The sequence below is a fragment of the Klebsiella sp. BIGb0407 genome, from assembly GCF_024807845.1.
Classification (GTDB): domain Bacteria; phylum Pseudomonadota; class Gammaproteobacteria; order Enterobacterales; family Enterobacteriaceae; genus JGM124.
Genome location: NZ_JANUEQ010000006.1, coordinates 1 through 12,723 on the forward strand (window position 1 = coordinate 1; position 12,723 = coordinate 12,723).

The window sequence follows — 12,723 nt, forward strand, 5'->3', positions numbered from 1 at the left end:
GACTCGGACAGTGACTCGGATTCCGACAGCGACTCGGACTCAGACAGTGATTCCGACTCAGATAGCGACTCCGATTCAGACAGTGATTCCGACTCCGACAGCGATTCCGATTCCGACAGTGATTCCGACTCTGACAGTGATTCCGACTCGGACAGTGACTCCGATTCCGACAGTGATAAACCTATCTCTCTGGAAGTCGATTTTGATGGCAGGGCAGTTTCACATGTCACAACGATAAACGGGGGAAGCAGTAACCCTGGCGGTTATGATGTTGATGATAATGGGAAAATAATCGCGGTGGGGAGCAATGTTGTGCTCTGGATCTCTCAAGGGGATATCGAGGCAGGGCGTGTTTCCGATCAGATATCTGCGGATCAGATTAAGATTTATGTTAATGGCAACCCAGCAGGTTCAGAAAGTAAGAGCGATGTATTCCTTGTCCATGAGAATAGTGGCTACTGGCAGGATGGGAACTTCCGCAATCTGAACTCTGTTAAAGGCAATGCTACCTCAGCGTCCGGCTCATATAAAGACGCGCGCGACACCATTCATGTCCAAAATGATGGTAAAGAATGGAGCGCGGAAAAAGGGCCGGCTAACGTTAACGGCAATATTAACTATGTCGATAACATCAGCGTCATCATCAATGGCCATACCGTGCTGCAGGGCTCTAACCAAATCTCTGATATCACATCTGGCGAAGGAGGAAAGGGCTGGGATCCACAGGCACCAGGCAGCAAAACATCCTGGCATCATGAGTTAAATCTGGATGCATCAATTCTCGGTGGTGATGAGCATGATCTGATTACCTCGATCACTTTCTCAGGCTTGCCTGCGGGCTCTATCAAGTATAACGATCAGAGCTATGCCGTTGATGCTAATGGTAATTTAACTATTGATATCACAGATGTTACCAGCCTGAATGGTAAAGTCACCTTTGATATGGCTACCCCCATTACGCTGGATGATATTAAAGTGAATATCACCACTTCGGTTAATGGTGTATCGCATGATAGTGGGGAAATTGCTCTCAGCGATCTTCACCACAGTATTAGCCTGTCCGGGCAGAATTCATCAATATCCCAGGAGAATCACGACAGTGAGACTCTGATGGTTTCAGCCGATGAGCAGCATGATAGCGGCAGTAATATGACTCATGCAGCCTTAGTCCCGGATGATGATACCAGCGATCACTTACCCCTCGCGGCATTGCTGATTGATAGTGGAAATATCTCTCTGGAGCCTGCCGTCTTTGATAATAATCAAGGGTTACTTGAGCCCAGGGTTGTAGTGACAGAAGCTCAGCCGGAAAGTCAGTTAACCAATCTGTTAGCTGATAATGACTCGCTCTCATCTGAGCAACTTCAGTCCGAGAAAGCAGCGGCAGATCCAGTGGTGAGTAGCGATAAGTCAGAGCATGACAGTTCACCAGATACAGTAATAATAATTAACGAAGAGCCGCTTAGCTTTAGCGATATTATCTCTGATGTAAATAATAACCAGAGCCTGGATAAACTGCTGCAGGCAACAGAGCTCGGTACAGAAGATAAGATGGTTCCTCAGATCCTGGTAACAGATATCTCCCATGATACAAACGATACTTATGGCGGGGGGTATCACGCACAAATAGATAATCTGCTAGCGAAGCCAGATACTGACTCTTGATTGGACTCATATCCCGCTATGGGTATTGGCGGGGTATTAATTCACTCTTTTTCTATTATGGAGGCCGTAATGCTTATGGTTTCCCCAGACATTTTATTAAAAACATAAATTAAATGTTTGAAAAATCAATGTGATAAAAGGATTATGGAAATGAAGTATCGTGCGCATATCGCTTTTGGATTATCACTTTCGCTACTGATGCTAAACCCAGCCAGCGCGACGACGCTTGAACAAGCAATCAAAGATACGCTGAATTCGCATCCACAAATCAGCGCATCAGCGAATAGCCGTTATTCAGCTGATGAGGACTTGAGAGCGGCGAAAGGCGGATATCTGCCGACTCTTGATCTTTCAGCCGGAACGGGTTGGGAGAGGACGGATAATGCCAGTACGCGTGCAGCAGGCGATCATCTTCGTGATTTACAGCGCAGTGAATCCAGCATTAATCTGAAACAGAATCTCTTCAATGGTTTCGCTACTACCAGTGAAGTGGCCCGACAGAAAGCCACGGTTAACTCGCGCGCATTTTCGGTATTGAACACCGCAGAAACAACAGCACTGACGGCGATTCAGAGCTATCTTGACGTCTTGATGCAGGAAAAGATGGTCAGGCTGGCTGAAGATAACTTAAAAAATCACCAGCGTATCTTTGATCAAATTCGTCTACGGACAGAGCGAGGCGTTGGCCGTGAGGCTGATTTTACCCAGGCCGAAGCCCGTCTTGCTCAGGCCCGTAATAACCTGCTGACTGAACAGACCAATCTGGAAGACTCGCGGACTAACTACGCCAGTGTTACCGGCCAGGAAGCCGTTTCTCTTACTCAACCTGCTCCGACAATGATTCCTGCTTCACTGGCTGATGCCCGTAAAGTCATGCTGGAAAACAGCCCACTCCTGAAACAAGCCGATGCCGATATCGAAGCGACACGCCAGCAGTATGAAGCGGCAAGTTCGCGTTTCTACCCAAGTGTTGACGTAGATATTGGCAGGACGATGGATAATAATGTCGACGGTACCCGGGGCCATAATCAGGAATGGCAAACTATGCTGCGGATGCGTTATAACCTGTATAACGGCGGCAGCGATAAAGCGCAGCTTTCCTCTTACGCTTACAAAATGCAAGAGTCACAGGATGTGAAGAAAAATGCTCTGCGTCAGCTTAATGAAGAACTGGGTCTTGCCTGGAATGCACTCAATAATGCTAAACAGCAGGTGCCTATCGCTAAAGATTATGCCGATCGCAGCGCACAGGTACGTATCGCTTATCAGGAACAGTTCAGCCTTGGCGACCGTTCACTGCTTGATATGCTCGATAGTGAAAATGAAGTATTCAGTGCTCAGCGTCGCTATGTACAGCTACAGTATATTGAAATGTTTACGACATACAGAATCAATGCTCGTACCGGTGAGTTGCTAAAACAACTTAAAATTCAGGCACCTTCTGCTAGCCAGCCAATTAATGAGGGGCAAGCCTCAAGAATAGAATTACCTGAATTAAAATAATGCATCGCAGCCTGTGGGGAATGGCTGTCAGTCTTGGTGCTATTCCCTATTGCGGTATCAGCCGTCCGGTAATTTTTTGTTTGTATGTAAGGTCAGATAATGGCACTTCAAACTGATCCCGTTGATAGTCGTACCTTTTCAGATAATGATATCAGGGACTATTCTCAGCAAAATCATGACGATCCTCTACTCGACTGTCTTATGGTGGTCTGCCAGTTCCATAACATCACTACCAGCCGTAATGCGCTAACAGCCGGGCTTCCCCTGGAAGATAATCGCCTGACGCCTGGCATATTTTCTCGCGCGGCCCAGCGTGCAGGGCTTAAAGCCCGGACTCTGTCGCGCCCGCTGGATAAAATATCCTCCCTCTCACTCCCGGCGATTATTCTGCTAAAAAATTCGCAAGCTGCGGTTCTCTTAGGCTTTGATGAACATCAGCGTGCCCGGCTTCTTTCCGCGGAAACTCAAGGTGGCGAGATAACTGTCTCCCGGGAAGTACTAGCTGCTGAGTATCGCGGGCAAGTTATCTTTATTCAGCCTGAACATGAATACAGTACTGAGCCAAGTTCTGGTATTCCGCGAACCAAATCCTGGTTCAAAGACACGCTGAAACTATCAAAATTTCTCTATGTTGACGCCGTGGTTGCCAGTTTTTTGATCAATCTGATAGCCCTGGCGACACCGCTGTTTGTGATGAATGTGTACGATCGCGTGGTGCCAAATCATGCGACCGCAACCTTATGGATGCTGGCGATAGGGATTACGATTGCCTTTGCTTTTGATTTTATTCTGAAGTTCTTACGCAGTATTTGCCTCGATCTTGCCGGTAAAAAGACCGATCTTATTATTTCGTCTGCTTTATATGAAAGGCTGATGGGAATGAAGATGAAGCTGCGCCCTAACCGCGTGGGCGGCTATGCGCAGCATTTTCAAGAGTACCAATCGGTACGCGATTTCCTTTCATCTCTGACGTTAACGGCACTGATCGACCTGCCTTTTACGCTGCTTATTTTACTGGTTATCGGCATTATCGGCGGGCCATTAGTAATTATTCCCCTGGTAGCCTATCCGGTTGCCGTTCTGATTAACTGGCTTATCCAGCGGCCACTGCTCTCTCAGGTACAAAAAACCTACCGTTTATCTAACGAGCGTCAGGCGATGCTGGTTGAAACTCTGACGGGCCTTGACGCTATAAAAGCTAATAACGCACAAAGCCAGCGCCAGTATCAGTGGGAGCAGGTGCTGAGTAACCTCAGTAAGCTTGAGATAAAAGTAAAATCCCTCTCCTCTGTTGCGGTCAACTTTACCAGCTGGTTACAACAATTTAGCGGCGTTATCATTATTGTCGCAGGTGTTTACTGGATAATTGAAGGCAATCTCAGTATGGGCGGCTTAATCGCCTGCTACTTGTTACAGCGCCGGGCCATGATGCCCGTTGATCAACTTTGTAGTCTGATGACGCGTTACCATCGCGCTAAAATGACCAAAGCAACGGTCGATCATATGATGGATCTTGAGCAGGAAACCCGAGCGGATGAGGTTCCACTGAGATGCGAAAAACTATCAGGATCGATTGAATTTAATGATGTCACTTTCCGCTATCCGCAGAATCAGCACACTTCACTTAACGAGATATCGTTAAAGATAGCCGCAGGTGAAAAGGTCGGTATTATCGGGCGCAGTGGTTCAGGGAAAAGCTCACTGGCAAAGTTGCTGGTCAGTTTTTATCAGCCTGATAGCGGCATGGTGCTGATGGATGGCATTGATGCCCGACAGCTCGACGTTAACGATATTCGGCATAATATCGGCTATGTTCCCCAGGATATTCACCTGTTCAGCGGAACGCTACGCGATAACCTTATTATCGGAGCGGGCTACGTTGATGAAGAAACCATGATCCGGGCTGCAACCCTTGCAGGGGTTCATGATTTTTGTCGTCGCCATCCGCTGGGTTATAACCTGCAAGTGGGTGAGCGCGGGATGAATTTATCCGGCGGCCAGCGTCAGGCAGTGGCCATGGCTCGGGCACTACTGCTTGATCCCTCCATTTTACTGATGGATGAGCCGACCAGTTCGATGGACAATACCAGCGAAGACGCCATTAAAAAATCACTCGTCCCCTTAGTCAAAAATAAAACCTTATTACTGGTGACCCACCGGGCATCGCTTCTGACTCTGGTGGATCGTCTGATTGTCCTCGATAACGGAAAAGTTATCGCTGATGGTCCGAAAGAAAGCGTGATAGATGCACTGAAAAAGGGACAGATCCATGCGAGTCGGTAATCTACCTCGGCGTCTGGTTAAATGGCTGATGGGTGATAAAAAGAGAACCCGATTCGCCACTAATGAGGTCAGTAGCGCAATGACTGATGACTATCCGCGCGTGGCTCGTATTACTCTGTGGGCCTGTGTGGGGTTCTTTATCATCATGATAGTGTGGGCATCGCTGGCACAGATTGATGAAGTCACTCGCGGGGATGGTAGAGCGATACCTTCATCACGACTGCAAAAAATACAAAACTTAGAGGGCGGAATCGTCTCTGAAGTCTTTGTCCATGAGGGAGAAATCGTTAAGGCAGGGGCACCGCTATTGCGCCTGGACGATACCCGCTTTCGGTCTAATGCCGGGGAGTCGGCAGCAGACCGCTTTGCGCTCGAAGCCCGGATTGAACGACTGACTGCTCAGCTTGATGACAAAAATAGCCTGACGCTTCCAGCAGCGATTATGGAGAAATCACCGGATATTGCCGAGGGTGAAATAGCCCTGTTTACCAGCGTAAAGCAACGTATCCAGAGTGAGCTGGACGGGCTGAATGAACAGCTGGTGCAAAAGAAACAAGAGCTGCTGGACTACCAGGCGAAAGTAAAACAGACCAGACGTAGCCTCGATTTGCTCCAGCAGGAAATCAATATGTCTGAACCTCTGGTAGCAAAAGGGGCCATTTCTAAGGTCGAGATCCTGCGCCTTCGCCGCTCTGAAGTGGATACCCGCGGTCAGCTAGACTCTATCACTCTGGCTATTCCAAGAGCGATGGCCGCGGTGAAAGAGATTGAAAATAAAATCGGTGAAACGCGTGGCCGCTATCGCAGCGAAGCCCTTTCTCAGCTCAATGAAGCGCGTACTGAACTCAGTAAAACCGAGTCTTCTGAAAAAGCGATTGAAGACCGGATGAACCGTACCCTGGTAACCTCCCCGGTACGCGGTATCGTACAGCAGATGATGGTCAATACCATCGGTGGCGTGATTCAGCCGGGGAGTGATTTAGTCGAAATCGTCCCTCTCGATGACACACTGCTGATTGAAACCAAAATACGTCCGCAGGATATCGCCTTCCTTCACCCGGGACAGGAAGCGATAGTTAAATTTACCGCCTATGATTACACCATCTATGGTGGCCTGAAGGCCCGACTTGAACAGATAAGCCCCGATACCGTGACCGATAAAGAGGGCAACAGCTATTACGTTGTGCGTCTGAGAACCGAAAAAAATCATCTGGGCAGTGACGAGAAACCGCTCATTATCATTCCGGGTATGGTGGCTTCAGTCGATATCATCACCGGTAAAAAAACCATTATGGCCTATTTGCTGAAACCTATTTTGCGTGCCAAGGCGGAGTCTTTTAGCGAACGTTAGATATTAGAGAAAATAATTCTCAGGGAAGATTTTGAAAGTAATATTTATTACTAATATAAGGGAGCTATATGAAAGTGGAAAAAATAAATATACGTGATATTGGTGGGATTAAATTGGCTAGTTTGGTATTTAATCCTAAAATGAATGTTATTTGTGGTTATAATGGTGTAGGTAAAACAACTATTCTTGAGTGCATATCCCATTCTTTTTCTTCTGGCGTTAGAACTAATATTTTGAGCAGGAATGCTACGTCACAAGATGGGGCATTTGAGATGCATGCAATAAATGATGATGGAAAGATATTCAATACAGAGTATAAAATAAACCATTTTTCTCCTACAGAGGATGACCATCTTTATTCAAGTGAAACTGAATTTAAGAAGCTAAATATTATAACTCTGAAAATAGAAAGGTATTTAGACTATAAAACCATTTTATCAATAAATAAAGACCCTATGATCTCTAACCACGAAAAATCACTCAGAATAATAGGTGGTTCTAAAACGGGGGATTTTAAGTCCTGGTTTTTAAATAGATATTTATATTCGAGTCATGAAGGTTCTCTTACTGATGAACAACAGCAAAATTTGCTGCTGGCTAAAAAGTGTTTCTCCATTCTTGACAGTAATTACAGTTTTAGTCGAGTAATAGCCTCTGATAATGAAATCATGCTAAATACACCATCAGGAGAGATATATTTTGAATATCTCTCAAGCGGCTTTAAATCCTGTCTGGCTATTTTGTTTACTATAATTAAAGAAATTGAGTTGATGTCCTTATCTAAAAAGGATAGAGCCGTAGACTTCTCAGGTATAGTGATTATTGATGAGCCAGAAATTCATTTACATCCCTCCTGGCAATCCAGGATCAGAGAAATTCTTTTATCAGTATTCCCTAATGCTCAATTTATTTGTGCTACCCATAGTCCACATATCGTTCAATCATGTAATGAAAGTGAAGTCATCGCATTAGCCAGTAATAATGGATATATAAAAAGAAAATCATTATGGTCTGATTCAAAATATGGATTTAAAGGATGGACCATTGAAGAGATTCTGTCTGATGTGATGGGGATAGACGATGTAAGAACGGATTTATATAAAAATAAAGTTAATGATTTCTATCAAGCAGCTGATAAAAACAATGCAAAGAAAGCAAAATCTATATTTAATGAAATAGATAAAATGTTACATCCTGAAAATATGGATAGAAAAATATTAAAAATGGATTTAGCTATGCTGACTGGTGGTGATCATGATTAGAGTAAAACAAGTCAGTCGCCCTGATTACCTTTCCCCTGAAAAGGTAGGTGAATTAACAAGAACATTTATCAATAGTAATAAAACAAAAAGAGTATGGAGTAGTGAGAAAATAAAAGAGCAGTTGATAAACTCCAGTAATGGTAAGTGTGTTTATTGTGAAAGTAATATCAGCGAAGAAAGCAAATACATGGAAGTAGAACATTTTAAATGCAAGGATCTTTATCCTGAGGATGTGGTTACGTGGTCTAATCTATTGGCGTCATGTAAAAGATGTAACGGAATAAAAAGTAATCATGATGTTTGTAGTGAGCCAATCATTAATCCATACAGTGATAATCCCAATAAACATTTAAAATTAAAAATCGCTCGCTTTAAAGCGATTGATACCTTAGGGAAAAATACCATCGATGTTCTGCAACTCAATGACTTTCAACGGCTTGTCAGGAGGCGGGGTATTTTGGTTCTGTCACTGGATGATAACCTGGAAGAGCTAAAAATCATTGCCAATCGTTTTTCTCAGGGGCAGGATCCGGGGGACAGGAGAAAACTAATCACTAAATGTAAAGGCCTCCTTAGCGAATGCCAGCCCTCAAAAGAATATAGTGGAATAATGGCGACCACATTACTTCATAGTACGGACTTCAATGAGGTGAAAGTCGTCTTAGAACAGAATGATTTTTGGGATAGTGAATTGTCAGAACTCTATCAGCACTGTGTAAATATATCTTTCGATATTTGTGAATGAATTTGGAGAGGATAAGCTCCTCAGCTAGCAGGAACTTGCCGTGATGAGTACTTTAAAATATAAAAATACCTGGTCATAACCAGGTGTTTTTATATCAATCAATTGATTTTATGCCGTGTATGAACCCGTTGATATTGATCCATCAGATTTACCATCACCTGCCCACGATCATGGGATTCACCTTCAGCCCTCCTGGCAAGTATTAGATAATTCAGATACGCATCACAAAATTGAATCATCGTTTTCTTTAAAACAAAACGGTATTTTATAAAATAGTGACAGACATGAGGAGACTCTTTGTATTTTTGCCATTTACCGATTTTTGGTGGCAGAAATAGAAAGGTATCAACCGTTCGATGCTTTTACTGTAGCTGCGTACCAACTCCTGAATGATCTTTGCTTACAGGGAGTTCCCTAAAATTGATTAAGGTTGGTGGCAATGAAAACACGTAAAATTGGATTCGCAAATTATCTTGCGTATGGGTCAGGTGATTTTCTGGGAGCGGGAACAACAGCTCTGACAGCGGCCTGGCTTTTGTATTTTTATACGACGTTTTGTGGACTTACCCCTATTGAAGCGACGTTCATCTTTGCCGCGGCAAGGGTGCTGGATGCAGTTATTAGCCCCTTAATGGGTTTCATGACGGATAATTTTGGTACAACCTGGCTTGGTAAGCGTTTTGGTCGCCGTAAGTTCTTTATTTTGCTTGGCATTCCTTGCGTCTTCAGCTACTCCCTGATGTGGGTCGGGGATATGACTTTCTGGTATTACCTGCTGACCTACCTGGTATTTGATATCGTCTATACCATGATTCTGGTGCCCTACGAGACGCTGGTTCCAGAAATGACGGATGACTTTAAACAGAAAACCAAATTCTCGGGCGCGCGTATTTCTATGGCACAGATGTCGGCGATCCTCGCGTCATTCCTGCCAGGGATCTTGCTCACCCATTTCGGTAAAGATAACGCCATCTCCTTTTTCTATGCCAGCCTGGTTTTCTCCGTGCTGTGTGCCGTGATGCTGATCTTTGTCTGGTTCTTTACCTGGGAGCGCCCGCGTTCAGAGTGGACTGAAGCCGCATTGCGCGCCGAAGAAGAAAAACAAAAGTTATCGCTACGTCAGAGCATCAACCGCCTGTTTGTCGAGTTAAGTTCGACGCTACGGATTAAAATTTTCCGCCAGCATCTGGGTATGTATCTCGGCGGTTATATTGCCCAGGATGTTTTCAATGCAGTATTCACGTATTACGTGGTCTTCGTTCTGATGCAGGAAGCCTCTATGGCATCTAACTTGCTGGGAACCATGGCTATCTTCCAGTTTATTGCCGTGATAGCCATGATCCCGCTCTGTATCCGCTTTGGGGCTGCTCCATCTTATCGTGTAGTCGTGGTGCTATTCGGTCTGGCCTCTCTCTCCTACGCCTTGCTGTATTACGCGGGTCTGAGTGATATCTACTCCTTGCTATTACTGGTTTCTGCAGTAGCGGGTCTGGGGCGCGGTGGTATCAACTATGTTCCATGGAATATCTACACCTACATTGCTGATGTGGATGAAGTTATTACTGGTCAGCGCCGGGAAGGGATCTTTGCTGGCATTATGACCCTGACACGTAAAGCCTCTCAGGCAGGTGCGATCATGTTGGTGGGAATAGTGATGCAGATGTCCGGCTTTGTGAGCGGGCAGAAAACTCAGCCTGCTGAAGTGGGCAATACCATCCTGATGATCCTGAGCATAGGCACCATTGTGGTTCTGCTCTGCGGTTTCCTGGTCTCTCTTCGTTTCAAACTTAATCTGCAAACTCACAGCACGCTGCGTGAAGAAACGGCCAAAATGCGTGTATCGGGTCATGCCATGCCAGAAACAGCCACTCCGCAAGCCCGTGCCACCGTAGAAATGCTTGCCGGTATGCCGTACGAGTCGCTGTGGGGTAATAACAATATTGGGTATCTGAATCGCAATAAACCTGCAGCACCTTTATTGAAAGATAGTGCGGTACTGAATTCGACATATAACAGAGGTTAAAATTATGAAAGTTTGGCCTGTCAGACAGAGTCCGCTATTGCGCCAGCCAGAGCATTTTATTGCCAGAGATGAATTAAAGGCATTGATTCAAAAAGTGACCTATAACCTGGTCAATATTCAGGATACAACAGGTGAATTTTTGCTGCGGTTGGATGACGGACGTATCATTGATACCAAAGGATGGTCGGGCTGGGAATGGACGCATGGCGTGGGCCTTTACGGTATCTGGCAGTATTACTGCCAGACTGGCGATAAGGCTATGTGCGATATTATTGATAGCTGGTTTACCACCCAGTTTGCACAAGGTGCCACCACTAAAAATGTCAATACCATGTCGCCGTTTCTGACCCTGGCATACCGTTATGAAGAGGTGAAGAATCCAGCATGGTTACCCTGGCTGGAAAGCTGGGCCGAATGGGCGATGAACGAGATGCCGCGTACTGACCATGGTGGTATGCAGCACATCACCCTGGCGGAAGAGAACCATCAGCAGATGTGGGACGATACGCTGATGATGACGGTATTACCGCTAGCCAAAATTGGCAAATTACTGAATAAGCCTGAGTACGTTGAAGAGGCGGTCTATCAGTTTTTGCTGCACGTACAAAACCTGATGGATCGAGAAACAGGGCTGTGGTTCCACGGCTGGAATTACGATGGGCACCACAACTTTGCTCATGCCCGCTGGGCGCGGGGCAATAGCTGGCTGACCATTGTGATCCCTGATTTCCTCGAGTTAGTTGATTTGCCAGAAAATAACGCGGTACGTCGTTACCTGGTACAGGTATTAAATGCCCAGATTGCTGCTCTGGCGAAATGTCAGGATGACAGTGGTCTTTGGCATACTTTGCTCGACGATCCGCACTCTTATCTCGAGGCATCAGCTACCGCTGGATTTGCCTACGGTATTCTGAAAGCGGTACGTAAACGTTATGTGACGGCTGAATACGCTGAAGTGGCAGAGAAAGCCATTCGCGGAATAGTGAAAAATATCTCGCCGGAAGGAGAGTTACTACAAACGTCATTTGGAACAGGAATGGGAAGTAATCTGGAGTTTTATCGCCAGATCCCTCTGACCTCGATGCCCTATGGCCAGGCGATGGCTATTCTGTGTTTAACGGAGTATTTGCGGAAATACTTCTAAAAATAGGGGTTGTTTCAGACAAAAAAATACCTGGCCCAAAGCCAGGTATTTTTATATCAGGCATTCGACTTAGCGACGAGTGCGAACCAATTGATATTTACGCGTCAGGTATTCAACCGGGGCGCTCCAGACGTGCACCAGACGGGTGAACGGGAACAGCAGGAACAGGGTCATTCCCAGTACTAAATGTACGCGGAAGATTAATGCCACACCGTCGAGATGCTGAGAGGCATCACCACGGAAAGTCACCACGGTTTGTGCCCAGTCCACTAGTTTCATCATCTCACTGCCGTCCATATGCTGGGCTGAGAACGGAATCGTCAGTAAGCCCAAAGCGCACTGAATCATCAGCAGGCTGAGGATCAGAATATCCGCCGTAGAGGAGGTTGCCCGGATACGAGGATTGAACAGACGGCGTTTAAGCAGTAACAGGCCGCCCACGAGCGTCATCACGCCACAGATCCCCCCGGCAATCATTGCCAGCTTTTGTTTTGTTTCGACAGCCAGAAACGGTTCGTACACCCAGTGTGGTGTCAGCATGCCAAACAAGTGTCCGAAGAAAATCCCTAAAATACCGATATGGAACAGATTGGACGCCAGATTCATTCCTTTGCGATCCAGCATCTGGCTGGATCCTGCTCGCCAGGTGTACTGCCCGTAGTCGTAACGTAACCAGCTTCCTATCAGGAACACGGTGCCGCAGAGATACGGATAAATGTCATAGAAGAACACATTAAGAAATTGCAT

General features: G+C 45.8%; 10 protein-coding genes. 9 read left to right on the top strand and 1 reads right to left on the bottom strand.

Annotation, left to right across the window (positions count from 1 at the left end; genetic code table 11):
* The 9 genes from M2387_RS17235 to bglB all read left to right on the top strand — a co-directional run.
* The coding region (locus tag M2387_RS17235; RefSeq protein ID WP_259051161.1) for a hypothetical protein at window positions 1–238 on the top strand (238 nt) is incomplete at its 5' end.
* 74 nt (window positions 239–312) lie between these two features.
* Entirely contained in the window at window positions 313–1,665 is a 1,353-nt protein-coding gene (locus tag M2387_RS17240) for a hypothetical protein (RefSeq protein ID WP_259051162.1), read from the top strand.
* A 150-nt stretch (window positions 1,666–1,815) separates the two neighbouring features.
* Window positions 1,816–3,168, top strand: coding sequence for a TolC family outer membrane protein (locus M2387_RS17245; RefSeq protein ID WP_259051163.1), 1,353 nt, complete (start codon window positions 1,816–1,818; stop codon window positions 3,166–3,168).
* A gap of 99 nt (window positions 3,169–3,267) precedes the next feature.
* Entirely contained in the window at window positions 3,268–5,451 is a 2,184-nt protein-coding gene (locus M2387_RS17250) for a type I secretion system permease/ATPase (protein WP_259051165.1), read from the top strand.
* Window positions 5,438–6,802 carry an HlyD family type I secretion periplasmic adaptor subunit gene (locus M2387_RS17255; protein WP_259051167.1) on the top strand — a complete coding sequence of 455 codons (1,365 nt, stop codon included), beginning with the start codon at window positions 5,438–5,440 and terminating at the stop codon, window positions 6,800–6,802. The genes M2387_RS17250 and M2387_RS17255 overlap by 14 nt, the downstream gene beginning before the upstream one ends.
* 68 nt (window positions 6,803–6,870) lie before the next feature.
* Window positions 6,871–8,064 carry an AAA family ATPase gene (locus tag M2387_RS17260; protein WP_259051168.1) on the top strand — a complete coding sequence of 398 codons (1,194 nt, stop codon included), beginning with the start codon at window positions 6,871–6,873 and terminating at the stop codon, window positions 8,062–8,064.
* On the top strand, window positions 8,057–8,809 hold the full coding sequence (locus M2387_RS17265) for an HNH endonuclease family protein (protein WP_259051169.1): 753 nt from the start codon (window positions 8,057–8,059) through the stop codon (window positions 8,807–8,809). The genes M2387_RS17260 and M2387_RS17265 overlap by 8 nt, the downstream gene beginning before the upstream one ends.
* 439 nt (window positions 8,810–9,248) lie before the next feature.
* Complete coding sequence (locus M2387_RS17270; RefSeq protein WP_259051170.1) at window positions 9,249–10,832, top strand: MFS transporter; 1,584 nt, start codon at window positions 9,249–9,251, stop codon at window positions 10,830–10,832.
* 4 nt (window positions 10,833–10,836) lie between these two features.
* The gene (gene bglB, locus M2387_RS17275; RefSeq protein WP_259051171.1) at window positions 10,837–11,976 is read left to right on the top strand and encodes a beta-galactosidase BglB; all 1,140 of its coding nucleotides are present in this window, start codon (window positions 10,837–10,839) and stop codon (window positions 11,974–11,976) included.
* A gap of 69 nt (window positions 11,977–12,045) precedes the next feature.
* Here bglB and narI read toward each other — a convergent pair whose 3' ends face one another.
* Window positions 12,046–12,723, bottom strand: coding sequence for a respiratory nitrate reductase subunit gamma (gene narI, locus M2387_RS17280; protein WP_259051172.1), 678 nt, complete (start codon window positions 12,721–12,723; stop codon window positions 12,046–12,048).